22 protein-coding genes and 1 tRNA gene are annotated in these 23,978 nt (G+C 71.5%); 12 read left to right on the top strand and 11 right to left on the bottom strand.

What is annotated here, in order from left to right; genetic code table 11:
• On the bottom strand, window positions 1-614 hold a 614-nt coding region (locus AB0J57_RS30900; protein WP_366131661.1), incomplete at its 3' end, for a homocysteine S-methyltransferase family protein.
• Window positions 615-849: 235 nt separating this feature from the next.
• Here AB0J57_RS30900 and AB0J57_RS30895 point away from each other — a divergent pair.
• The 6 genes from AB0J57_RS30895 to AB0J57_RS30870 all read left to right on the top strand — a co-directional run bounded on the left by AB0J57_RS30895 (window position 850) and on the right by AB0J57_RS30870 (window position 7,814).
• Complete coding sequence (locus AB0J57_RS30895; protein ID WP_366131660.1) at window positions 850-1,617, top strand: IclR family transcriptional regulator; 768 nt, start codon at window positions 850-852, stop codon at window positions 1,615-1,617.
• 233 nt (window positions 1,618-1,850) lie between these two features.
• Window positions 1,851-2,642: an MIP/aquaporin family protein gene (locus tag AB0J57_RS30890; RefSeq protein WP_366131659.1), complete on the top strand. Its 792-nt coding sequence runs from the start codon at window positions 1,851-1,853 to the stop codon at window positions 2,640-2,642.
• A gap of 32 nt (window positions 2,643-2,674) precedes the next feature.
• Window positions 2,675-4,201 (top strand): glycerol kinase GlpK, encoded by a 1,527-nt coding sequence (glpK, locus tag AB0J57_RS30885; RefSeq protein WP_366131658.1) that lies wholly within the window; start codon window positions 2,675-2,677, stop codon window positions 4,199-4,201.
• 6 nt (window positions 4,202-4,207) lie between these two features.
• Window positions 4,208-5,818: a glycerol-3-phosphate dehydrogenase/oxidase gene (locus AB0J57_RS30880; RefSeq protein WP_366131657.1), complete on the top strand. Its 1,611-nt coding sequence runs from the start codon at window positions 4,208-4,210 to the stop codon at window positions 5,816-5,818.
• Between the two features lie 88 nt (window positions 5,819-5,906).
• Entirely contained in the window at window positions 5,907-6,605 is a 699-nt protein-coding gene (locus tag AB0J57_RS30875) for a FadR/GntR family transcriptional regulator (protein ID WP_366131656.1), read from the top strand.
• Window positions 6,606-6,773: 168 nt separating this feature from the next.
• A complete protein-coding gene (locus tag AB0J57_RS30870) occupies window positions 6,774-7,814 on the top strand; it encodes a PAC2 family protein (protein ID WP_366131655.1) in 1,041 nt (346 codons plus the stop codon).
• Window positions 7,815-7,876: 62 nt separating this feature from the next.
• Here the strand turns inward: AB0J57_RS30870 and mshC are convergent, their stop codons facing one another.
• The 4 genes from mshC to AB0J57_RS30850 all read right to left on the bottom strand — a co-directional run bounded on the left by mshC (window position 7,877) and on the right by AB0J57_RS30850 (window position 11,397).
• The gene (gene mshC, locus AB0J57_RS30865; RefSeq protein ID WP_366131654.1) at window positions 7,877-9,106 is read right to left on the bottom strand and encodes a cysteine--1-D-myo-inosityl 2-amino-2-deoxy-alpha-D-glucopyranoside ligase; all 1,230 of its coding nucleotides are present in this window, start codon (window positions 9,104-9,106) and stop codon (window positions 7,877-7,879) included.
• A 158-nt stretch (window positions 9,107-9,264) separates the two neighbouring features.
• A complete protein-coding gene (locus AB0J57_RS30860) occupies window positions 9,265-10,092 on the bottom strand; it encodes an SCO1664 family protein (protein WP_366131653.1) in 828 nt (275 codons plus the stop codon).
• Complete coding sequence (locus tag AB0J57_RS30855) at window positions 10,056-10,646, bottom strand: DUF3090 domain-containing protein (RefSeq protein WP_084897554.1); 591 nt, start codon at window positions 10,644-10,646, stop codon at window positions 10,056-10,058. Before AB0J57_RS30855 ends, AB0J57_RS30860 begins: the two co-directional genes overlap by 37 nt.
• A 64-nt stretch (window positions 10,647-10,710) precedes the next feature.
• Complete coding sequence (locus AB0J57_RS30850) at window positions 10,711-11,397, bottom strand: histidine phosphatase family protein (protein WP_366131652.1); 687 nt, start codon at window positions 11,395-11,397, stop codon at window positions 10,711-10,713.
• 53 nt (window positions 11,398-11,450) lie between these two features.
• On the opposite strand from AB0J57_RS30850, the gene corA reads away from it, so the two are divergent.
• Window positions 11,451-12,446, top strand: coding sequence for a magnesium/cobalt transporter CorA (gene corA, locus AB0J57_RS30845; RefSeq protein WP_366131671.1), 996 nt, complete (start codon window positions 11,451-11,453; stop codon window positions 12,444-12,446).
• 15 nt (window positions 12,447-12,461) lie between these two features.
• Here corA and AB0J57_RS30840 read toward each other — a convergent pair whose 3' ends face one another.
• On the bottom strand, window positions 12,462-13,247 hold the full coding sequence (locus AB0J57_RS30840) for a ferritin-like domain-containing protein (RefSeq protein WP_366131651.1): 786 nt from the start codon (window positions 13,245-13,247) through the stop codon (window positions 12,462-12,464).
• 262 nt (window positions 13,248-13,509) lie between these two features.
• Complete coding sequence (locus tag AB0J57_RS30835) at window positions 13,510-14,562, bottom strand: LLM class F420-dependent oxidoreductase (protein ID WP_366131650.1); 1,053 nt, start codon at window positions 14,560-14,562, stop codon at window positions 13,510-13,512.
• Between the two features lie 165 nt (window positions 14,563-14,727).
• Between AB0J57_RS30835 and AB0J57_RS30830 the strand changes: the two genes are divergently transcribed.
• Window positions 14,728-15,711, top strand: coding sequence for an aldo/keto reductase (locus AB0J57_RS30830; RefSeq protein WP_366131649.1), 984 nt, complete (start codon window positions 14,728-14,730; stop codon window positions 15,709-15,711).
• Entirely contained in the window at window positions 15,708-17,885 is a 2,178-nt protein-coding gene (locus AB0J57_RS30825; RefSeq protein ID WP_366131648.1) for a helix-hairpin-helix domain-containing protein, read from the top strand. Before AB0J57_RS30830 ends, AB0J57_RS30825 begins: the two co-directional genes overlap by 4 nt.
• Window positions 17,886-18,332: 447 nt before the next feature.
• Here the strand turns inward: AB0J57_RS30825 and AB0J57_RS30820 are convergent, their stop codons facing one another.
• Entirely contained in the window at window positions 18,333-18,992 is a 660-nt protein-coding gene (locus tag AB0J57_RS30820) for a hypothetical protein (RefSeq protein ID WP_366131647.1), read from the bottom strand.
• Window positions 18,993-19,039: 47 nt separating this feature from the next.
• Between AB0J57_RS30820 and AB0J57_RS30815 the strand changes: the two genes are divergently transcribed.
• Window positions 19,040-19,228 (top strand): DUF5703 family protein, encoded by a 189-nt coding sequence (locus tag AB0J57_RS30815; protein ID WP_005319466.1) that lies wholly within the window; start codon window positions 19,040-19,042, stop codon window positions 19,226-19,228.
• 87 nt (window positions 19,229-19,315) lie between these two features.
• Here AB0J57_RS30815 and AB0J57_RS30810 read toward each other — a convergent pair whose 3' ends face one another.
• From AB0J57_RS30810 to AB0J57_RS30800, 3 genes are all read right to left on the bottom strand, one after another.
• Complete coding sequence (locus AB0J57_RS30810) at window positions 19,316-20,134, bottom strand: chaplin family protein (RefSeq protein WP_366131646.1); 819 nt, start codon at window positions 20,132-20,134, stop codon at window positions 19,316-19,318.
• A 139-nt stretch (window positions 20,135-20,273) separates the two neighbouring features.
• Window positions 20,274-20,507 (bottom strand): chaplin, encoded by a 234-nt coding sequence (locus AB0J57_RS30805; RefSeq protein WP_366131645.1) that lies wholly within the window; start codon window positions 20,505-20,507, stop codon window positions 20,274-20,276.
• 183 nt (window positions 20,508-20,690) lie between these two features.
• On the bottom strand, window positions 20,691-22,022 hold the full coding sequence (locus AB0J57_RS30800) for a M20/M25/M40 family metallo-hydrolase (RefSeq protein WP_366131644.1): 1,332 nt from the start codon (window positions 22,020-22,022) through the stop codon (window positions 20,691-20,693).
• A gap of 142 nt (window positions 22,023-22,164) precedes the next feature.
• Between AB0J57_RS30800 and AB0J57_RS30795 the strand changes: the two genes are divergently transcribed.
• Together AB0J57_RS30795 and AB0J57_RS30790 are read left to right on the top strand one after the other, a co-directional pair.
• Window positions 22,165-22,252, top strand: a tRNA-Leu gene (locus tag AB0J57_RS30795).
• A gap of 300 nt (window positions 22,253-22,552) precedes the next feature.
• The gene (locus AB0J57_RS30790) at window positions 22,553-23,890 is read left to right on the top strand and encodes an HNH endonuclease (RefSeq protein WP_366131643.1); all 1,338 of its coding nucleotides are present in this window, start codon (window positions 22,553-22,555) and stop codon (window positions 23,888-23,890) included.
• Window positions 23,891-23,978 lie beyond the last annotated feature (88 nt).

The following is a 23,978-nucleotide window of genomic DNA, read 5'->3' as shown; positions in this document are numbered from 1 at the left end:
GGCAGATCCACACCCGACGCCTCCAGCGCCCGGCGCGCACCAAGAACCGCCGCCTTGGTCTGGAGCAGGTCCTGCGTGGTCTCCACCAGCAGCGCATCCGCACCGCCCGCGATCATCCCCTCCGCGTTCTGCTGATACGCATCCCGCAGCTTCACATACGGGGCGTGGCCCAGCGTCGGCAGCTTCGTACCCGGACCCATCGACCCCAGCACCCACCGCTGCTGCCCCGTGGAGGCCGTGAACTCATCCGCGACCTCACGCGCGATCCGCGCGCCGGCCTCCGACAGCTCGAAAACCCGCTCCGGGATGTCGTACTCCCCCAGCGCCGCGAAATTCGCACCGAAGGTGTTCGTCTCCACGCAGTCCACACCGACCGCGAAGTACTCCTCATGCACCGACCGCACAATGTCCGGCCGCGTGATGTTGAGGATCTCGTTGCACCCTTCGAGGTTCTCGAAGTCCTCAAGGGTCGGGTCCTGCGCCTGGAGCATGGTGCCCATGGCCCCGTCGGCCACCACCACACGGGTGGCGAGGGCCTGACGAAGGGCTGCGGCTCGGGTCCGGCTGTCAGTCTTCTGGGTGCTGTCAGCGGAGGGGGTCGGCGACGAGGCCATGGTTGTGCTCCCTGGAGTGCGACGGCTGTCGGCTTTGCGTCTTCGGAGGAAGGCGCACCGGGCCAGAGTAACCGCGTACCCACCGGGGTGGACATTGCGTTCCAGGTGGTGGACGGCATGCTGGGGGCCGCGACGTCCGTTCGCGCGGGTTCCGGGGGGCTTCCTCGATGTGGCTCAGGGTCGGCAACCACCGATAGTGTTCAGCATTGTCGAACAGAGGGAGAAGGGCCGGGCGATGCCGAAGAACATCCAGTCGCTGGAACGGGCGGCGGCGATGCTGCGACTGCTCGCCGGCGGGGAGCGCCGTCTCGGGCTGTCGGACATCGCGTCGTCGCTGGACCTCGCGAAGGGCACGGCGCACGGCATCCTGCGCACCCTCCAGGCGGAGGGCTTCGTCGAGCAGGACGCCACCTCGGGCCGCTACCAGCTCGGCGCCGAGCTGCTGCGGCTCGGCAACAGCTACCTCGACGTGCACGAGCTGCGGGCCCGCGCCCTCGTCTGGACGGACGACCTGGCGCGCTCCAGCGGCGAGAGCGTCCACCTCGGGGTGCTGCACCAGCACGGCGTGCTCGTCGTGCACCACGTCTTCCGGCCCGACGACAGCCGCCAGGTGCTGGAGGTCGGTGCGATGCAGCCGCTGCACTCCACGGCTCTGGGCAAGGTGCTGTCGGCGTACGACCCGGTGGCCCACACCGAGGCCCTGGAGGTGGAGCGGGAGGCGTTCACGCCCCGCACCATCACGGACCTGGAGGACTTCGAGGCCGTGCTGGACATGACCAGGGCCCGCGGCTGGGCGGCGGACGTGGAGGAGACCTGGGAGGGCGTGGCGTCGGTGGCCGCGCCCATCCACGACCGGCGCCGGATGCCGGTCGGGGCGGTGGCCATCACGGGCGCCGTGGAGCGGGTCTGCGGGGACGGCGGGGAGCTGCGCTCCGACCTGGTGGCCGCGGTGCGGGACTGTGCCCGCGCGGTCTCCCGCGACCTGGGCGCCGGGCGCTTCTGACACCTCCGGCGCATCATCGGTAACGAACGCATTTCGGCCAACAGAACTCTTGACGCCACGTTTACGAGGGGGCAAAACTGCCGTTCATCGGTCGGCATTGTCGAACACCTACCGGCAATACGCGCTAGAGTGTGGCAACGCCAGGAGGCCGGTTATCGCCCTCACCGAGGGCACGGACCACCGGAGGGACCCGGGGTTCGCCTTCCCCTGGACGAAGGACAAAGGAGTCGCGGGTGTCCAGCTCCGACATCTTCATCGGCGAGATCATTGGTACCGCCGTACTCATCCTGCTCGGCGGTGGCGTGGTCGCCGCCGTCGTACTCAAGCGCTCGAAGGCGCAGAACGCCGGCTGGCTGGCCATCACCTTCGGGTGGGGCTTCGCGGTCCTGACCGCCGTCTACACGACGGGCTCCCTGTCCGGCGCGCACCTCAACCCCGCCGTCACGGTCGGCATCGCGATCAAGGACGGGGACTGGAAGAACGTCCCCGTCTACTTCGCGGGCCAGCTCCTCGGCGCCATGATCGGTGCGGCGCTGGTCTGGATCGCCTACTACGGCCAGTTCCACGCGCACCTGACCGACCGCGAGATCGTGGGCGACCCGGCCGAGAAGGCCATCGAGGGCCCCCACGACGAGGCCAAGAGCCACGCCGGCCCCGTTCTCGGCGTCTTCTCGACCGGCCCCGAGATCCGTAACGTCTGGCAGAACCTCGCCACCGAGATCATCGGCACCCTGGTGCTCGTCCTCGCGGTCCTCACCCAGGGCCTCAACGACAGCGGCAAGGGCCTGGGCACCGTCGGTGGCCTGATGGTCGCCCTCGTCGTGGTCGGCATCGGTCTCTCGCTCGGTGGCCCGACCGGGTACGCCATCAACCCGGCCCGTGACCTCGGCCCGCGCATCGTGCACGCCCTGCTCCCGCTGCCGAACAAGGGCGGCTCCGACTGGGGCTACGCATGGATTCCCGTCGCCGGCCCGCTGATCGGCGGAGCCCTCGCCGCGGGTATCTACAACATCGCGTTCGCCTGAGCCGTCCTTCTTACAGACTTACGGGAGCAACCGTGACCGACGCACACACCACCGGCCCCTTCATCGCCGCCATCGACCAGGGCACCACCTCCAGCCGCTGCATCGTCTTCGACCGCGACGGACGCATCGTCTCCGTCGACCAGAAGGAGCACGAGCAGATCTTCCCCAAGCCGGGCTGGGTGGAGCACGACGCCGCCGAGATCTGGGCCAACGTCCAGGAAGTCGTCGCCGGCGCCATCGACAAGGCGGGCATCACCGCCGCCGACGTCAAGGCCATCGGCATCACCAATCAGCGCGAGACCACGCTGCTGTGGGACAAGAACACCGGTGAGCCCGTCCACAACGCCATCGTGTGGCAGGACACCCGCACCGACGCGCTCTGCAAGGAGCTCGGCCGCAACGTCGGCCAGGACCGCTTCCGCCGCGAGACCGGCCTGCCGCTCGCGTCGTACTTCGCCGGCCCGAAGGTCCGCTGGCTGCTGGACAACGTCGAGGGCCTGCGCGAGCGCGCCGAGCGCGGCGACATCCTCTTCGGCACCATGGACTCCTGGGTCATCTGGAACCTGACGGGCGGTGCGGACGGCGGTCACCACGTCACCGACGTCACCAACGCCTCCCGCACCATGCTGATGAACCTCCACACCATGGAGTGGGACCAGAAGATCCTGGAGTCCATGGACGTCCCGGCGGCCGTGCTGCCGGAGATCCGCTCCTCCGCCGAGGTGTACGGCCACGTCAAGGGCGGCGTCCTGGACGGCGTCCCGGTCGCCTCCGCGCTCGGCGACCAGCAGGCGGCCCTGTTCGGCCAGACCTGCTTCGCCGAGGGCGAGGCCAAGTCGACGTACGGCACCGGCACCTTCCTGCTGCTGAACACCGGCGAGAAGATCATCAACTCGTACTCGGGTCTGATCACCACCGTCGGCTACAAGATCGGCGACCAGGCCCCGGTGTACGCCCTGGAGGGCTCCATCGCCGTCACCGGCTCGCTGGTGCAGTGGATGCGCGACCAGATGGGCCTGATCAACTCCGCCGCCGAGATCGAGACCCTCGCGTCGTCGGTCGAGGACAACGGCGGCGCGTACTTCGTACCGGCCTTCTCCGGCCTGTTCGCCCCGTACTGGCGCTCCGACGCCCGCGGCGTGATCGCCGGCCTCACCCGGTACGTCACCAAGGCGCACATCGCGCGCGCCGTGCTCGAGGCCACCGCCTGGCAGACCCGCGAGATCACCGACGCCATGACGAAGGACTCCGGCGTCGAACTGGCCGCGCTCAAGGTCGACGGCGGCATGACCTCCAACAACCTGCTGATGCAGACGCTCTCGGACTTCCTGGACGCCCCCGTGGTGCGCCCGATGGTCGCCGAGACCACCTGCCTCGGCGCCGCCTACGCCGCCGGCCTGGCCGTCGGCTTCTGGCCCGACACCGACGCGCTGCGCGCCAACTGGCGCAGGGCCGCCGAGTGGACCCCCCGCATGGACGCTGACAAGCGTGACAGCGAGTACAAGAACTGGCTCAAGGCCGTCGAGCGGACCATGGGCTGGATCGAGGACGAGGAGTAAATCGACATGACCACCCTGCAGAGCGTCCCCTCCCTCGGGACGCACCCGGCTGCCGGTTCCCTGCCGAGCCGTGCCGAGACGCGGGAGCAGCTCTCCAAGGCCACCTACGACCTCCTGGTGATCGGCGGCGGCATCCTGGGCATCTCCACGGCCTGGCACGCCGCGCAGTCCGGGCTGCGGGTGGCCCTGGTGGACGCCGGCGACTTCGCCGGCGCCACCTCCTCCGCCTCCTCCAAGCTCCTCCACGGCGGTCTGCGCTACCTGCAGACCGGTGCGGTGAAGCTGGTCGCGGAGAACCACTTCGAGCGCCGTGCGGTCTCCCGCCAGGTCGCCCCGCACCTGGCGAACCCGCTCACCTTCTACCTGCCGGTCTACAAGGGCGGCCCGCACGGCGCCGCCAAGCTCGGCGCGGGCGTCTTCGCGTACTCGGCGCTCTCCGCCTTCGGCGACGGCGTCGGCCACCTGCTGAGCCCCGCCAAGGCCGCCCAGGACGTGCCGGAGCTGCGCACCGAGAACCTCAAGGCCGTGGCCGTGTACGGCGACGACCAGATGAACGACGCGCGCATGGCCCTGATGACGGTCCGCGCCGCCGTCGACGCGGGCGCCACCGTCCTCAACCATGCCGAGGTCACCGGCCTCCGCTTCACCAAGGGCCGGGTCACCGGCGCGGACCTGAGGGACCGCACCAGCGGTGACGAGTTCGGCGTCGACGCCCGCCTGGTCCTCAACGCCACCGGCCCCTGGGTCGACCACCTGCGCCGGATGGAGGACCCGAACGCGGCGCCCTCCATCCGCCTCTCCAAGGGCGCGCACCTCGTCCTGAAGCGCACCTCCCCCTGGAAGGCCGCGCTCGCCACCCCGATCGACAAGTACCGCATCACCTTCGCCCTCCCCTGGGAGGACATGCTGCTGCTCGGTACGACCGACGAGGAGTACGAGGGCGACCCCGGCGAGGTCGCGGTCAACGAGAAGGACATCACCCAGATCCTGGACGAGGCCGCGTTCTCCATCCGCGACCAGCAGCTCTCCCGGGACCTGATCACGTACTCCTTCGCGGGTCTGCGGGTGCTGCCGGGCGGGCCCGGCGACACCTCCAAGGCCAAGCGGGAGACGGTCGTGACCGAGGGCCGCGGCGGCATGCTGTCGGTGGCCGGCGGCAAGTGGACGACCTTCCGCCACATCGGCCGCACGGTGATGAACAAGCTGGCCTCCCTGCCCGGCGGCCCGCTGGGCGAGGACATGGAGCCGATCTCGGCCCTGCCGAAGAAGCTCCCGCTGCCCGGCATAGCCAACCCGAACGCGGTCGCCCACCGGCTGCTCGTCGACGGCGGTACGCCCGGCCCGCGCATGGCCGCCGACACCGCCCGCCACCTGGCCACGCACTACGGCTCGCTCTCCTTCGACATCGCGCGCCTGGCCAACGACAACCCCGAGCTGGCCGAGCGCATCCACCCGGACGCGCCGGAGATCTGGGCGCAGGTCGCCTACGCCCGTGACCACGAGTGGGCCGAGACGGCGGACGACGTGCTGCGCCGCCGCACGACCCTGACGATCCGCGGTCTGGCGACGGACGACATCCGCGCCAGGGTCGAGGACATGCTCGGCAAGAAGGCCTGACGGCCATAGCGGTATGACGAGGGCGGCCCTTCCCGGGCCGCCCTCGCTGTACGCTCAGACATCGGATGTATGGACACCGGGGGACGCCATGGCCGTGACCGACGAGGCGATCGAGCAGATCAAGGGGATGATCGTCTCGGGCAGGCTGCGCCCCGGCGACCGGCTCCCCAAGGAGAGCGAACTGGCCGCCGAGCTGGGCCTGTCGCGCAACTCCCTGCGCGAGGCGGTGCGCGCCCTGTCGCTGATCCGCATCCTCGACGTACGTCAGGGGGACGGCACGTACGTCACCAGCCTCGACCCGCAACTGCTGCTGGAGGCGCTCGGCTTCGTGGTGGACTTCGTGGACTTCCACCGCGACGACACGGCGCGGGAGCTCCTCGCCGTACGCCGCCTGCTGGAGCCCGCCGCGACCGGGCTGGCCGCGAGCCGGATCAGCGAGGCCGAGCTGGACGAGCTGGCCGGCCGGCTGGACGAGCTGGACGCGCTGGGCGCTCTCGGTGACGAGGCGTCGGTGGAGGAACTGGCCGCCGCCGACCTGGAGTTCCACCGGCGCGTCGTCCGGGCCGCCGGGAACACGGTGCTCGGCTCGCTGCTGGACGGCCTGGCCGGCCCGGCGGCCCGGGTCCGGATCTGGCGGGGTCTCGCCAAGGAGGGCGCCGTCGGCCACGCGCTCGACGAACACCGTGCCATCCTGGCGGCGCTCCGCGACCGGGACGCCGAGGCGGCCCGCTCCTGGGCGACGGTGCATGTGGCGGGCGTGGAGCGGTGGCTGCGGGACGCGCCGTAGCGGGCAGCGCTCGGATGAATCGGCTGGTTTCCGGCCGTGTTCACGCCGGTCGGCATGGGTAGTGGCTCCCGGTCGGTACAGCACTCGGACGTGTACGGGGGCTGCGGGCGGGGCCCCGGAAAGCCGTAAGGTTGGTCCGTACGCACGGAACTTCGGAAGGAGGCCTGGGTGATCGAGCTCGAGGGGGTTCCCGAGCTGATCGACCCGGTCATGGTGGCCGCGTTCGAGGGCTGGAACGACGCCGGCGACGCCGCCTCCACCGCGGTCGCGCACCTGGAACGGGAGTGGAAGGGCGAGGTGTTCGCGGCGCTCGACGCCGAGGACTACTACGACTTCCAGGTCAACCGGCCCACGGTGTACATGGACGGCGGGGTACGGAAGATCACTTGGCCCACCACCAGGCTGTCGGTGGTCCGGGTGGGCGGCGACAAGCCGCGCGATCTTGTGCTTGTCCGCGGCATCGAGCCGTCGATGCGCTGGCGCTCGTTCTGCAACGAGCTGCTCGGCTTCGCCCATGAGTTGGGCGTGGAGATGGTGGTGATCCTGGGCGCGCTGCTCGGCGACACCCCGCACACCCGGCCGGTGCCGGTCAGCGGCGTCACGTCCGACCCGGACCTGGCGCGCACGATGGACCTGGAGGAGACCCGGTACGAAGGGCCGACGGGCATCGTCGGCATCCTTCAGGAGGCCTGCACGCACGCGGGCGTGCCGGCGGTGAGCCTGTGGGCGGCGGTGCCGCACTACGTGTCGCAGCCGCCGAACCCCAAGGCGACGCTGGCGCTGCTCAACCGGCTGGAGGACCTGATCGACCTGCGCATCCCGCTGGGTGAGCTGGCCGAGGACGCGCGGGCCTGGCAGGTCGGCGTGGACCAGTTGGCCTCGGAGGACAGCGAGGTCGCGGAGTACGTGCAGACGCTGGAGGAGGCCCGGGACACCGCGGAGCTGCCGGAGGCGTCGGGCGAGGCCATCGCGCGCGAGTTCGAGCGGTACCTGCGGCGGCGGGACGGCGGGCCGGGCGGTCAGGGGCACGCGACGGAGCTCGGCGACAGCTCCTACCTGCGCGACACGTCGAGCGGCCGGACGCGGCCCCCGAAGCCCCCGAAGGCGGAGGAGACGGGGCCCGAGCGCGGGGAGGGCGGTTCCGAGGAGCCGCCACCGGAATCGGCGGACCCGGATTCCCCGGATTCCCCGGATTCCTCCGAGGACTGACGGCACACGACGGCGGGGCGGCACCTCTGGTGAGGTGCCGCCCCGCTGCTGTACGGCGTCGGCTACAGCGCCACTCCCAGGAGGGCGTCGGCGGTCCGGGAGACGAGGCCCGGCGCGCCCTCGTCCGTGCCGCCCTCGGCGTCCTGGCGGGCGACCCAGCGGTCCACGGCCGCGAGGGCGGCCGGGGCGTCCAGGTCGTCGGCCAGGGCCTCGCGCACCTCGTCGACCAGCGCGTCGGCGGACGGCCCGTCGGGGCGGGAGACTGCGGCACGCCAGCGGCCGAGGCGCTCCTCGGCGTCCTGGAGGACGTCGTCGGTCCACTCCCAGTCGGCGCGGTAGTGGTGGGACAGCAGGGCGAGGCGGATGGCGGCCGGGTCGACGCCCTGGCGGCGCAGCGCGGAGACGAAGACGAGGTTGCCCTTGGACTTGGACATCTTCTCGCCGTGCAGGGCGACCATCCCGGCGTGCACGTACGCCTTGGCGAACGGGTACTCGCCGGTCAGCGCCTGGGCGTGCGAGGCGCCCATCTCGTGGTGCGGGAAGACCAGGTCGGAGCCGCCGCCCTGGACGTCGAAGCCCATGCCGAGGTGGTCCAGGGCGATGGCCACGCACTCGATGTGCCAGCCGGGCCGGCCGGGGCCGAGGCTGCCGCCGTCCCAGCTCGGCTCGCCCTCGCGGGCGGCCATCCACAGCATGGGGTCGAGCGGGTTCTTCTTGCCGGGGCGGTCCGGGTCGCCGCCGCGCTCGGCGGACAGGGCCCGCATGAGTTCGGCGTCGTAGTGGGAGACCTCGCCGAAGTGCGGGTCGGCCTCGACGGAGAAGTAGATGTCGCCTTCGAGTTCGTAGGCGGCGCCCGCGTCCCGGAGGCGCTCGACGAGCGGCACGATGCCGGGTATCGACTCGACGGCGCCGATGTAGTGCTGCGGCGGGAGCATCCGCAGGGCGGTCATGTCCTCGCGGAAGAGGGCCGTCTCCTTCTCGGCGAGGGAGACCCAGTCGATGTTGTCGCGCACGGCCCGCTCCAGGAGCGGATCGTCCACGTCGGTGACGTTCTGGACGTAGTGGACCTGCCGCTTGGTGTCGAGCCACACGCGCTGAACGAGGTCGAACGCGTTGTAGGTCGCCGCGTGACCGATGTGGGTCGCGTCGTACGGCGTGATGCCGCAGACGTAGATACGGGCGACGGGGCCGGGGTCGAGGGTCACTCGTCCACCGGTCGCGGTGTCGTGGATCCGGAGGTCGCGGCCCTTGCCGGGCAGGGCGGGGACCTCAGAAGCGGGCCAGGCATGCATGCCACGAGCGTAACCGGACGGGTGTTCCGGATACGAACCGGATACGGGATCATGACCGGATAGGCCCTCTTGCGCGGACCGCCGGTGTGTGCAGGGTCGGCGGGATGTTGCGGGGCTCGCGGGTCGGACCGGGCAGGTGTTCCGGCGACGGGGTTCCGTCAGACCGGGGGCCAGGGGATCGCGGGCCATTGGCCGGAGGGTTCCGGGTGGCGGCCCGAGGCGCGGAGGGCGGCGACCCGGGAGCGTACGGCCGCGACCTCGGCGGGGGTGATCAGCTCGGCCAGGCGGGTGGCGAGGGGCGCGCCGGGTGCCAGGGAGGCGTCCAGGCGGGCCAGGACGTCCAGGGCCTCCTCGGGGAGCGGTTCGCCGGCCCAGCCCCACAGGAGGGTGCGCAGCTTGTCGTCCACGTTGAAGGTGACGCCGTGGTCGATGGCGTACAGCCGTCCGTCGGGCGCGGCCAGCAGGTGGCCGCCCTTGCGGTCACCGTTGTTGATCACCGCGTCGAGTACGGCGAGCCGCCGCAGCCGTATGTCGTCGGCGTGCACCAGCAGGGCGGTGCGGTCCTCGGCGACCTGCGCGAGCCCGACCGCCTTCCAGCCGTCGCCCGGTTCCTCGTCGTCGACGAGCGCCAGGAGCGGGGCCGACGGGTCGCCCTCCATCCACAACTGGACCATGCCGAGGCCGAACGGGCCGTCCCGGAGCACGGTCGGCGGGACCAGACCCCAGCCGGTCGCCTCGGACACCTCGTACGCGGCGACCTCGCGCTGTGCCAGCGTCCCGTCGGGGAAGTCCCACAGGGGCCGCTCCCCCGCGACGGGCTTGTAGACGCAGTCGGCTTCCTGACCTTCGTACGCGACGGAACAGAACAGCACCGCGTTGGACGCCTCGCGGACCTGGCCGCGTACCGTCAGTTCACCCTTGGCGAGCAGGTCGAGCGGATCCACCGCGGTCAGGCCCCGCGGCGGTATCCGTTCTGGCGCGGACATACGTGTCCTTCCGGATCGAGCGGCAGGCTGCACAGCGGGCACGGCGGCCGCCCCGCGTTGACCACGTCGAGGGCGCGCTTGGCGAAGGCCCTCGCCTGCGCCCCGGTGAGCCGGACCCGCAGCATGGGCGGGCCGTTCTCCTCGTCCTGGAGCAGCCGCTCCTCGGCCTCCGCGAGGTCCTCCTCGGACTCCACGTCCAGCTCGACGAGCGCCTGCGCCTCGACGATCATGCGCTGTTCCTCGCCGTCCCAGGCCAGCGCCATCGTGCCGACCCGGAACTCCTCCTCGACGGGCGAGTCCAGGGGCGCGGTGTCGGTGACGTCGGAGGGCGCGACGGCCGGCACCGGGGCATTGCCGCCGGTGCGCCGCACCACCTCGTCGAGCAGTTCGTCGATCCGCTCGGCGAGCGCGGCCACCTGGGTCTTCTCCAGGGCGACGCTGGTGACCCGGCCCCCGGCGGAGGCCTGGAGGAAGAACGTACGGCGGCCAGGCAGCCCGACCGTGCCGGCCACGAAGCGCTCCGGTGGGTCATAGAGGAATACCTGACGGGACACGTTCCCTCTCCCTTGCTTCAGTTCGGACGGCGCTGCGGCCCGTCCACCCTACTGTGCGAATCGATCACGGTGCTCCCGCGCCGCCGCCCACCTCCGCGGCCTCGCCGCCGGGCTCCTCGCGCGGGAGCAGCCCGCCGAAGTCGCCGGTGTCGCCGAGCCGGAGAAGAGACGGCCTGAGACGGGTGTAACGGATCGCCGTCACGGAACAAGGATCCACATGGATCCGCTGGAACAGATCGAGATGCATGCCGAGGGCGTCGGCCACGAGGGACTTGATGATGTCGCCGTGCGAACACATCAGATAGACCGCGTCCTCCCCGTTTTCCGCCTCCACGCGCGCGTTCCACTCGCGTACGGCCTCGACGGCACGCGCCTGCATGGCGCGCATCGACTCGCCGCCGGGGAAGGCCGCGTTGGACGCGTGCCGCTGGACGACCTCCATCAGCGGCTCGTCGGCGAGCTCGGCGAGCTTGCGCCCGGACCAGTCGCCGTAGCGGCACTCGCCGATCCGCTCGTCGGAGTGGAGCGGCAGGTCGGGGCGGGCGTCCAGGAGCGGCTGGAGGGTCTCCAGGCACCGCTGGAGCGGGCTGGTGACGGCGGCCGCGAGCGGCACTCCGGCCAGCCGGCCGGGCAGTGCGGCGGCCTGCGCGGCACCGCGCTCGTCGAGGGCGACGCCGGGCGTCCAGCCCGCGAGTACGCCGGCGGTGTTGGCGGTCGAGCGTCCGTGCCGTACGAGGATCAACGTGGCCATGCCTGCCAGCCTAGGCCGCTCCATGGGTGCGAGGTGCCCGGGGCGGGGGAAGAATACGCGCCGTGATCGTCGACTGTGCCATTTACCGGGACGGGCACCGCAGTGAGGGCCCCTCCGACTTCTCCGACGCCCTGGACCAGGCACGGGAGTGGGGCGGTGACGCGTTCCTGTGGATCGGGCTGCACGAGCCCACGGAGGACGAGTTCGCCCATGTGTCGGAAGAGTTCGGGCTGCACCCGCTCGCCGTGGAGGACGCCCTCAAGGCGCACCAGCGGCCGAAGCTGGAGATCTATGACGACTCGCTCTTCATGGTCCTCAAGCCTGTCCTGTACGAGCCGGAGAGCGACACCGTCACCACCGGCGAGCTGATGGTGTTCATGGGTGACTCCTTCGTGGTGACCGTCCGGCACGGCGAGGGCGCGCCCCTGTCGGCCGTGCGCAAGCGGCTGGAGGCCGAGCCGGAGGTGCTCAGGCACGGGCCGACGTCCGTGCTGTACGCGATCAGCGACGCCGTCGTGGACCACTACATCGAGGTGGCGGGCGAGCTCCAGGTCGACCTGGAGGAGATGGAGACGGAGGTCTTCCAGCCGACGGGCGGCGACGCCAAGAACACGGCGTCACGGATCTACATGTTCAAGCGCCAGGTGCTGGAGTTCCGCCGGGCCACCGGTCCGCTGGCCGCGCCGATGGCCCGGCTGGCGGGCGCCGGCGTGCCGTTCGTGGACGAGCACGCCCAGCCGTTCTTCCGGGACGTCAGCGACCATCTGACCCGTGCCACGGAGCAGGTGGAGGGGCTCGACCGGCTGCTTTCGGACATCCTGTCGGCCCATCTCGCGCAGATGGGGGTGCGGCAGAACGACGACATGCGGAAGATCTCGGCGTGGGCGGCGATGGCCGCGGTGCCGACCATGGTCGCGGGCGTCTACGGCATGAACTTCGACCACATGTGGGAGCTCCACCAGGTGTGGGGCTACCCGGCCGTGATCATCCTCATGGCCGTGGCGGTCTTCGGCCTGTACCGGCTGTTCAAGCGCCGGGGCTGGCTGTAGGCGCTCCGAAGCCGTTCAGAATGCCGGGGCGGGCTCGGCCGGTCCGCCCAGCGCGTTGCGCCGCTCCGGCATGGTGAGGGACACCATGCGCCGCCAGCCGCCGGCCCTCTCGTACGCGTACATCCCGCGGATGCCGATCGCCAGGGCGGTCCGCTTGGCGTACGGCCACTTCAGGATGCGGCCCATGTGGTCCATGACGGCGAGGCTGACGTCGCGGTAGACGGCGATCTCGGCGAGGGCGCACTCGCGGAGGGTGCGCTGGATGGCGCGGCCGTGCCCGGCGTACGCGAGGCCCAGCAGTTCCTCGTGGCAGTACGCGAGGTGGTTGTCCTCGTCGTGGCAGATCATCCGGATGGCCTTGCCGACCTCGGGGTGGTCGCCGAAGTACTTGACCAGCATGTCCATCTGGTCGGCGGCGCGCTGTTCGGTGACCCGGCTGTGCGAGAGGTAGACGAGGACATCCTCCTCGGTCAGCCGCTCGTCCCGGCGCAGCTTGTCGTGGGTCAGGCCGATGCCGCGCTGCTCCAGCAGCATCGTGTAGTCGGTCTCCGGCGGGACCGGGACCGGTTCCAGGCCGCGCTTCTTGAGCAGGGCGTTGAAGATCCGGCCGTGCTTGTCCTCGTCGGCACCGTGCCGGGTGACCTTGGGGGCGAGCTCCCGCATGCTCTCCGGGAGGAGGGCTGCGATACGGGCGTTCTCCCAGCCGCCCTGGGCCTCCCCACTGGCCGCGATGGAACAGAACAACTGGTAGGAATCATCGTCGTCGACGATCTCCTGGAACAGGCTCCGGGCCGACAGCATCAATGCCACCTCCATACGCGCGTCTGTGCGCACATCCGCAAAGAACGAGTCAAATGCCGCACGAGTGAGGTGGCAACAGCTCGGCCGCCGGACTCCGCCGGACGGGGGAGCATCGGAAGCACGGGGAGGGGAACGGCGGTTTCCGCGCGCCCCGGGGGCGGTTGGGCAGTAACCGGGGAGGGGCGTGGCGCGTTGTGCAGCGTGACGGCCGTGGCGGGGATGACCCCGAGCCCCCACCACGGCCGCAGGCTTGTCCGGTCGTCTAGTCGACCAGGCTGGCGCGCTCCAGGGCCTCGGTGCCCGCCCGCAGCGCCGCGATCCGCTCGTCCAGCGTGAAGCCGGCCGGGGCGAGGGTGAGGGTGGTGACGCCGGCCGCCGCGTAGGCCCGCATCCGGTCGGCGATCCGCTCCACCGAGCCGAGCAGCGTCGTCTGGTCGATCAGCTTGTGCGGGACGGCGGCGGCCGCGCCGGTCTTGTCGCCGGCGAGGTACTTCTCCTGGATCTCGGCGGCTTCCTTCTCGTACCCCATGCGCTGGGCGAGCTGGTTGTAGAAGTTCTGCTTGCGGCTGCCCATGCCGCCGACGTACAGCGCGGTGTACGGACGGAACATGTCGGCGAGACCGTTGATGTCGTCGCCGATGGCGAGCGGGAGGGTCGGGCAGACGTCGAAGCCGTCCATGGTCAGGCCGGCCTTCTCGCGGCCGGCGCGCAGGTGCCGGATCGCGGTGTCCTCCAGGTGCTCGGCGGACGGGAAGATCAGCAGGGCGCCGTCGGCGATCTCGCCGGTCTGCTCCAGGTTCTTGGGGCCGATCGCCGCGATGTAGAGCGGGATGTGCTCGCGCTGCGGGTGGACGGTCAGCTTGATCGGCTTGCCGGGGCCGCCGGGGAGCGGGAGGGTCCAGTGCTCGCCCTCGTGGGTCAGGCGCTCGCGGGCCATGGCCTTGCGCACGATCTCGACGTACTCGCGGGTGCGGGAGAGCGGCTTGTCGAACTTGACGCCGTACCAGCCCTCGGAGACCTGCGGCCCCGAGACGCCGAGGCCGAGGCGGAAGCGGCCGCCGGAGAGCGAGTCGAGGGTGGCCGCCGTCATCGCCGTCATGGCGGGCTGGCGGGCCGGGATCTGCATGATGGCGGAGCCGACGTCGATGTTCTCGGTCTGGGCGGCGACCCAGGCGAGGACGGTCGGGGCGTCGGAGCCGTACGCCTCGGCGGCCCAGCAGACGTCGTAGCCGAGGCGGTCCGCCTCCTGGGCGACGGCGAGGTTGTCGCCGTCCATGCCCGCGCCCCAGTAGCCGAGGTTGATGCCGAGCCGCATAGCCGGTCCCCTTACTCGTCGACTCATTTACTGATCAGTAATGATCTGCGTCCGGACTCTAGCGCGCAGGCCCCGGTCCCGTCAGGAGGGAGAACGGCCCCGCACGTGCCCGAGGTTGTCCACAGGCTCTCTGCGCGTGGGCCTCTGGCCAGTAATCTCGCGGCCATGGAGCAGAGGCATCTCGGCCGTACCGGCCTGCGTGTGTCCCGGATCGGCCTCGGCACCCTCACCTGGGGGCGGGACACCGGCGAGCACGACGCGGCGGACCAGCTCAAGGCGTTCTGGGAGGCGGGCGGGACGCTGGTGGACACGGCGGACGTGTACGGCGGCGGCGAGGCCGAATACCTGCTCGGGCAGCTCGTGGAGCGGCTGGTCCCGCGACGCGACCTGGTCATCGCGACGAAGGCCGGCAGCGTCCCGGACCCGGACCGGCGGTTCGACGGGTCGCGCGGACACCTGCTGGCGTCGCTGGACGCGTCGCTGGCGCGGCTCGGCACGGATTACGTGGACCTGTGGCAGGTGCACGCCTTCGATCCGGAGACACCGCTGGAGGAGACGCTCCAGGCCCTGGACATCGCGGTCAGCAGCGGCCGGGCACGGTACGTGGGCGTGTCGAACTTCTGCGGCTGGCAGTTGGCGAAGGCCGCGACGTGGCAGCTCGCACCGGGCGGGGTGCGGGCGCGGCTGGCCAGCACGCAGATGGAGTACTCGCTGCTCCAGCGGGGCGTGGAGCGGGAGGTGCTGCCCGCCGCGCTGGACCTGGGCGTCGGGCTGCTGCCCTCCTCGCCGCTGGGGCGGGGGGTGCTGACGGGTAAGTACCGGCACGCCACGCCGTCCGACTCGCGGGGCGCGTCGGACCGGCTGGCGCCGTTCGTGGAGCCGTACCTGGACGACGCGGCGACCCGGATCGTCGACGCGGTGATCACGGCGGCGGACGGGCTGGCCGCCACGCCGCTCCAGGTGGCGCTGGCGTGGGTACGGGACCGGCCGGGCGTGGTCGCGCCGGTGGTCGGCGCGCGCAACGCGCAGCAGCTCGCGGCGGCGTTGTCAGTGGAGACCCTTAGTCTTCCTGACGAGATCCGCCGGGCGCTCGACGATGTGTCGGCGCCCGTGCACCGCTATCCCGATCAGGACTGGAGCACGCTGTGACCGCGCTTCCCCGGGGGGCAACCCCCGGCCCCTCGGCCGACGACCAGGACGACGCCGCATCCGCCGCCGGACCCGCCGCCCCGGAGGGTGCGGAGCCGGGCGGTCCCGCTGCCGTCCCGGCGCCCGAGGAGGCGGAGGTCCCGGCCGGTGACGGCACGGACGAGGTGGCTGCGACGCCGGAGGGCACCGGCGACGGTGGGCCGTCCGAGGCGGCGGCGGAGCTGGCGGCGCAGCGGGAGCTGCGGGCGCGGATCGAGCAGCGCAAGGCGGAGAAGGGCGGCCCCGTCGAGGCGGGCGCCAAGCTCAGCGGCAAGGCCGCCGACCTGCTGGCGGCGGTACGGGCGGTGGAGAGCGGCAAGGCGTCCGGCACGGCGTTCTTCGACTCCCCCGCGCCCGCGCCGCGCCGGTCCGCCCCGGAGCCCGTCGCACCGGCGCGGCCGGCGGTGGCCCCCGAGCCCGTCCCGCCCGCGCGGTCGGCTGCGCCCGAGACGGTCGCGGCCGTGCGGGCGGTGCTGAGCGAGGGCGGCGCGCCCGAGTCGCTCGCCGTGCGGGTGGCCGGCGTGCTCGGGGATACGGCGGCGGACGTGCTGCGCGAGGACCCGTGGCAGTTGCTGTCGGTGCCGGGGGTGCGCCCCGAGCAGGCCGACGGTTTCGCGCGGGCGCTGCTCGGCCCGGAGTGCGGACCCGGGGACGAGCGCCGGACGGTCGCCCTGATCGGCTGGCTGCTCCAGCGGGCGGCGCTCCAGGGGCACACGGCGCTGGACGCCGCGGCCGTGCGTGCGGCGCTGGCGGAGCGTTCGGTGCCCGAGCCGGAGGAGGCGGTGCGGCACGCGATCTCCGAGGGCGCGGTGCTGGTGTTCCACGACGGGCTGGACGAGCACGTGCCCGGGGACGAGGATCTGGAGCCGGAGCGGGCCGACGACGCCGAGCCGGTGCCGGTGCTGATCGGCCTCGACCGGTACGCGCTGGCGGAGGAGAGCCTCGCCGACGGGCTCGCCCGGCTCGCCCGGACCGGACCCGACGCCCGCTGGCAGGACGCGGCCCCGCAGACCGAGCTGACCCGTGCGGTCGCCGAGCACGGGCTGGTCGCGCACACGGGCGGCGACGCGGCGCGGGCCGAGGCGGTCGCGCTGGCCGGGGCCGCGCACGGACTCGGGCTGCGGGCGGTCGTCGCCACGTACACCGAGAACGGCCGCCGCCAGCTCGGCACGGACGTCGACGCGGTCACCATCGCCGGGCTGCTGACGGGGACGGGCGGACCGGGACGGGACGAGGACGGGGCGCTCGCGCTGGACCTCCTGGTGGTGCTGGACGCTCCGCAGCTCGACGTCGAGACGGCCGCGATGCTGGCGGAGGCGCTGCCGGACGGGTGCCGTCTGGTGCTCAGCGGCGACCCGGGCGTGCTGTGGTCGACGGGCGCGGGGCGGGTCTTCGCGGACGTCCTGGCGGCGCGGGTGTGCCCCCAGGTCGCGTCGCGCACACCGGACCCCGGGCCGATCGCGGAGCTGGTCTCCGGCATCGGGATCGGCGAGCTGAACCAGGTCGAGGCGCCGGGCAAGGAAGTCGTGATCGTCCCGGTGCGGGACGCGGGGGAGGCGGTGCACCGCACGGTGCAGTTGGTCGCCGACTCGGTGCCTCGGGCGATCGGGGTGCCGGCCGAGCAGACCCAGGTGATCACCGTGGGCCATGGCGGTTCGGCGGGGACGCGGGCGCTCAACGCGGCGCTGAAGCAGCGGCTGAACCCGGGTCCGGGCCGTTTCGGCGGGTTCGACCCGGGCGACCGGATCGCCTACGCCCCCTCGCCGGGCCGGACGGTGCCGGGCACGGTGCTCTCGGCGGACGCGGAGGGCCTGCACCTGGACTGCGAGGGCGAGCGGGTCGTCGTACCGAAGGACCGGGTCGAGGCGGCGCTGCGGCACGGCTGGGCGCTGACCGCGCACCAGGCGGTCGCCATGCGCTGGCCGGCGGCGGTCGTCGTCCTTCCCGGCGACGCGGCCGAGGCCCTGGACCGGGCTTGGGTGTACACCGCGTTCGGCCGTGGCGAGCGGCACCTCTCGGTGGTCCACGGCGTGGACCAGGCCCTTCCCCACGCGGTCGCCCAGAAGCTCCCCCAGCCCCGCACCACCCGCCTCCGTGCACTGCTGGAGGGCCTCCTGACCGACGCGGAGGACTGACCGGCGTCGCGGCGGCGGGGGGCAGGTTCTCGGGCGGGGCCCGTGCCCGGGCCGGGCCGGCCGGCTCAGCCAAGCCACGCCGGGCACGGGTGCCACGGACGCGTGCGCGGCAGCCCGGGTGCCGCGTGCGCGGGCGTAGCAGGCGGGGGTACCGCATGCAGGGCAGGAGGCCGGCCGCCGTGGGGGGGGCGTAGCAGCCCGGATCCTGAATGGCGGGGCTGCCGCGTGCGGGCCGCGCCGGCCAGGGCGCGCGGGGACGCAGCAGCCCGGGTGCCGCGTGCGCGGGCCAAGGCTGCCGCGTGCTGGCGGCGCCGGCCAGGGCGACGCGTACGGCGCGGGCCTGCCTCCCGCGCCCTTCCGGGCCCGCTCAGGGCCGGCCGCCCAAGCCGCCCCGGCCCGGTCGCGCCCCGGGCGCCCGGGAGCGGACCCCAGCGCGCCCGGCGGCCCTCAGGTGGTGTCCGGGCGGGTGTCCTCCGGGTCGCCGTGGATCTCGTCCTCGTCGAAGACCGCGCTCACGTCGAAGCGGCAGATCACCCGGCCCGGGTCGGCCTGGTCGAACGGGGTGCTCAGCCACTCGCCGGGTTCCGGGAGCTCGTCGGCGGCCGCGACCCACAGGGTGGAATCGCCCTCCTCCAGGCCGAACTCCTTGTGCCGCGACGCGATCTCGTCCGGTTCGAACTCGCCGAACAGCACGCCCAGTGCCGCGTGCACACTGGTCCCCACCACCGCGGTGGTGTCCGCGCCGTCGTCCTCCCGGTCCAGGTCCGCGATGCGCTGCGACTGGGCCAGCAGGCGCTGTGGCTCGACCACCGCGTAGTCGCGGCGGATCAGCACGGTGAGCGCGTTCGGCTCCTCCGGGCCCTCGTACGGCGGGAGGGAGTCCTCCACGCCGGGGATCTCGAACGGCGTGACCTCGTCGTAGCGGTCGTAGAGCCGCTCGTCGTAGGCCTCGGCCGCGGTGGCGAGGGCGTTGAAGGCGGCGTAGACGGCCGGGTCGTCATCACCCGTGCGGTTCTCGACCGCCTCCAGGTGACGGTCCAGTGCGGCTTTGACCGCCTCGGCGGCGGCGCGTACCTCGGCAGCGGTGGGCTGCGCAGCATCAGACATAGTGCAGACGCTATCCGTACCGGGCCTCTGCCCGCACAATAGATGCGATGCCGGAATACGAATTTGTCGACGTGTACGTACCTCGCGGGGTGTCCCGCAAGGAGGCGACCCGTCTGCTGACCGACCATGCCGAGTACGGACACTGGGAGTTGGACCGACTGAGTCTGCACCGGGACGGCAGCCGCCGTGTGCGGCTGCGCCGGCGCATCATCCGTCAGGTGCGCGCCACCTGGTGAGGCGCGTCACCCGGTGAGGGTGGCACGCGGAACGGAGCGGGCCCCGCGATCGTGGGGCCCGCTCCGTCGTATCAGCGGGGTCGGGGACTACGAGGACTGCCGGGTGCGACGGTAGAGAACCGTGCCTCCGAGCAGCAGGCCCGCGCCCGCCGGGATCAGCATGCCGAGCGGTGCCGCACCGGTCAGCGCCAGCTCGTCCTCCGCCTTCGGCGGGGTGACGGTCTGCGTGCCGGGCTCGTTCGGCTCGATCGGCGAACCGGGCTCGTCCGGGCTGTCCGGCGTCCCCGGCTTGCCGGGCTCACCGGGCTTACCGGGCTGGTCCGGGTTCCCGGGCTTGCCCGGCTCGTCGGGCTCGTCCGGGTTGCCGGGCTCATCGGGGTTCCCGGGGTTGCCCGGCTCGTCCGGGTTTCCGGGGTTACCGGGCTCGTCCGGGTTACCCGGGTTGCCCGGCTCGTCGGGGTTGCCGGGGTGCCCGGGCTTGCCGGGCTTGTGCGGGTGACCGTTGGCGCACTCGTTGCCGAACGCCGGGTTCAGCCCGCCGACGACGTTGACGCTGTTGCCGCACGCGTTAACCGGCACGTTCACCGGCGCCTGGACGTTGTTCCCGGACGCGACGCCCGGGGAGTTCGCCGCCGCCCCGTCGGCCTTGGCGCCGCTGGACTTGTTGACGCACTTGTTCCCGAACGACGGGTTCAGTGCCCCGACGACGTTCACGGTGTTGCCGCACGCGTTCACCGGCACACTGACCGGCGCCTGGACGTTGTTCCCGGACGCGACGCCCGGGGAATTGGTCGCGGCCCCGTGGGCGTCGGCGCCTGTGTGCGCCTGGGCGAATCCGCCGCCGAGGGCGAGCACACCGCCCGCGGCCGCCACGATGGTCAGGCCCTTTCGCGTGACCTGTCGCATAGCTGGTTCCCTGCCTTCTAGGCTTCCGGAAATGCCTCCGGGCACAGCGCCGGGAGGCCGAATGTCCACCGGCCCCGGAGCGCATGGCGCGCGCTCCGGGGCCGGCCGGGCTCGGACCACTAGGGGTCGAGGCTCAACGTCAGTCGTTGACGCAGACGTTCCCGAAGGCCGGGTTCAGCAGGCCGATGATGTTCACCGTGTTGCCGCAGGCGTTGATCGGGATGTGGATGGGAACCTGGACCACATTGCCCGAAATGACACCGGGGGAGCCCACGGCGGCACCCTGCGCACCCGCATCGGCGACGGCCATGCCCGCGCCGGCCAGGACCAGCCCACCGGTGGCGGCCGCAACAGCGGCGACCTTCTTGATCATTATTCCTCCTTGTTGGCAATGCGGTCCCAGCCGCGGACCGCACCACCTGTAACGACAGGGAGGTAATGGAGCTACGACCCGATGACTCCGTTCACCCTTTTCGGTCAGATGTGCACACGCGGGCGATTATTGGAGTGTCGTTTCAGCCGACTATTCCAGCTAATCGGCCCGCGTCAGCCCGCCTCAGCTCGCGTCGATGAAGCGGTCGAGCACCCGTACGCCGAACTTCAGGCCCTCCACCGGCACGCGCTCGTCCACGCCGTGGAACATCCCGGCGAAGTCGAGTTCCGGCGGGAGCTGGAGCGGCGCGAAGCCGAAGCAGCGGATGCCGAGGTCGTCGAAGGACTTGGCGTCCGTGCCGCCGGAGAGCATGTACGGAACCGCACGCGCGATCGGGTCCTCCGCCTTGAGCGCGGACTGCATGGCGTCCACCAGGTCCCCGTCGAAGCTGGTCTCCAGCGCCTTGTCGGCGTGTACGTCCTCGCGCCGGACGCGCGGCCCGAGGAGCTGGTCGAGGTCGGCGAGGAACTCCTCCTCGTACCCCGGGAGGAAGCGCCCGTCCACGTGGGCGGTCGCCTGCCCCGGGATGACGTTGACCTTGTAGCCGGCGCCGAGCATGGTCGGGGCGGCGGAGTTGCGGAGGGTGGCGCCGATCATCTTGGCGATGCCGCCGAGCTTGGCGAGCGTGGCGTCCATGTCCTCCGGGTCCAGCGGGGTGCCGAGCGCGTCCGACAGCTCGTCGAGGAAGGACCGCACGGTCTTGGTGACCCTGACGGGCCAGGTGTGCCGGCCGAGCCGCCCCACGGCCTCGCACAGCTCGGTGATGGCGTTGTCGCGGTTGGTCATCGAGCCGTGGCCCGCCGTGCCGTCGACGGTGAGCCGCATCCAGTGCATGCCCTTCTGGGCCGTCTCCACCAGGTAGAGGCGCAGGTTCTCGTTGACGGTGAAGGAGAAGCCGCCGACCTCGCCGATCGCCTCGGTGACCCCCTCGAAGAGGCCGGGGTGCTTGTCGACGAGGTGGCGCGCGCCATACGTACCGCCCGCCTCCTCGTCCGCGAGGAACGCCAGCACGATGTCGCGCGGAGGCTTGCGGCCGGTGCGCAGCCGGTCCCGTACGACCGCGAGGGTCATCGCGTCCATGTCCTTCATGTCGACCGCGCCGCGGCCCCAGACGCAGCCGTCCGCGATCTCGCCGGAGAACGGGTGGTGCGTCCAGTCGTCGGCGTTGGCCGGGACCACGTCGGTGTGGCCGTGGATCAGGAGCGCCGGCCGGGAGGGGTCCTCGCCCGCGATCCGCGCCACGGTGGAGGCACGCCCCTTGTGGGACTCGATGATCTTCGGTTCGAGACCGACCTCGGCGAGCTTCTCGGCGACGTACTCGGCGGCCGCGCGCTCCCCCGGGCCGGAGTGGTCGCCGTAGTTGCTGGTGTCGATCCGGATGAGGTCGCGGCAGAGGTCGGTGACCTCATCCTCGCCCGTGACGGTGGCGGTTCGCGCCGTGCTCGACTCGCTCACGCTGGTTCCTCCCGGGTAGCTGCTGCTGGGTCCTCCCATCCTGCCCCCTCCCCCGGCGCGCATGGGGGCGTGATCGAGCCCTCCCAATGTTTGCTATGGTTTTCCACGTCGGAACGGCCACGGGCCGCGAGACAGACACCTTGTCCGGGTGGCGGAATGGCAGACGCGCTAGCTTGAGGTGCTAGTGCCCTTTATCGGGCGTGGGGGTTCAAGTCCCCCCTCGGACACCAACAGAGACCCCAGTTGAACTGGGGTTTTTCTGTTTCTACGAGTGCGGCGTGACCGCCACGCCACCAACAGCCGAGCGAACCGCCTGGTCGCACCAGGGATGAGAGGCCGCAACGGCCCGGCACCGGCAGCCGCCGGGCTACTTCTCTCCTCAGGCAAGTGCAGGCGGTTCCGTGCCGCTCACCACCGGGCCGACACCTTCTCGGGGGATTCGGGAACCGCCTGCCCCCCGTGTGTGCCGCTCCGCCCAGACCAGAGGCCGCGGACGTCGGCGTGTCAGTGGGGGCTCCTACTGTGGGTACATGAACGACAACGCACAGAAGCCGATGACGTCTCAGTGGTTAGCCCGATCCGAGGCCACACAGAACGCAGCCCCTCCTGAGGGGCCGGGAGCCGAAGCGGAGCCGAAGGGCATCGCGCTGTATCACGACATGCGGGTCGAAGAGGACTTCACCAAGTGCGCCACCCGCCTCTTCTCGATCCTCAAGAAAGCCGCAGCGACGAGCCCAGGCGCTCCGCGCCACCTCTACCTCGACATCCAGGGGCACCGCAACGCGGCCGGCGGTTACGACAGGGACGCATTAGAGATCATCCGGGACTTCCTACTGGGATTCCTCAGTCCGTTTCTCACGGAGATCAACACACCGCTCTACCAGGCGAGGAACCCCGAGCCGCAACGTGAGGACATCCCTGATGTCCTGAACATACGAGACCCGGACCGTGAACACGCCTACGACCACCGCGAGCTGCCCGTACGCAACCGGGACAGCCACCCCGACCGGCGCCGGTCCAGACCCCCGGTCCGGGCCATCGCCGACTATCTCGGTCTCGATGAGCCCATCTGTCTGATCTGCTGGCAGGCTCCGGTGGAGAGAGCTCATGTGGTTCCGGAGTCGCTCGGCGGTTCCAACGATGTGCGCAACTTCGCCCTCCTCTGCCCACGCCACCACCGTGAGGCGCCCGATGTCGCGGACGCCGAGGCTTTCTGGTCCTGGGTCGACTACGCCTGTGAACGTGACGGCCATATGAAGTGGGAGGGTGTGGAGCCTGAAATGCTGACGAAGGCGGAAGACGTCGGCCTCCACATCGAGACGTCTGGGCCAGTGCGGAAGAGCCTGCGCCATTTCGACCGAGTCCGTGACGAACTTGTGCGTCACTACGGCTGGTGCCCCGAAGACTTCACCGGCGGCGACCACTGGGGATTGCTGATGACAGAGTTCCACTTGGTGATGGACGCGGCGACCAGTACTCACTTCAACGTCGTCAAGAAGGCATCCACCGAGGCATGGGCCTTCGAAGTGGCTCGCAGACGCCTGAGAGACGGGGCTGCGGAGCACGAGGCCGGCGATAACCAGCCGGCTGTGTCCAGCCGTCCGTCGGTTGAATTGGCGGAACGGACAGTGCGCAAGTCGCCTGACAACGGTGGCGCGCGGAGCCTGGTCGATGCCGCACGGCGCGCCGACATCGCGATCGAGGCGGCGGCACTCGTGCGCGACATCATCGGTTCGACGGGGGCTTCGAGTTCTGAGGAGGTGCTGCGAGGCATCAAAGAGGAGGTGGCGGATCGCACGGCGCAATTCCAGCGGCTGGCTGATGAGTTGACGGGTACACAAACTGTCGGTACTGCGGCCACGCTATAGCCTGGATCGGGGACGCTCCCTGGCGCCACAGCGCTGCGGCGCCCATGTCCCGTGGCTGCCGCGCGGCCAGTTTCGACCGGGACGGCAC

The sequence above is a fragment of the Streptomyces sp. NPDC049837 genome (assembly GCF_040674455.1).
Classification (GTDB): domain Bacteria; phylum Actinomycetota; class Actinomycetes; order Streptomycetales; family Streptomycetaceae; genus Streptomyces.
Note: the sequence above shows the minus strand (reverse complement) of the source record. Positions and strands in the feature narration are given on the sequence as shown.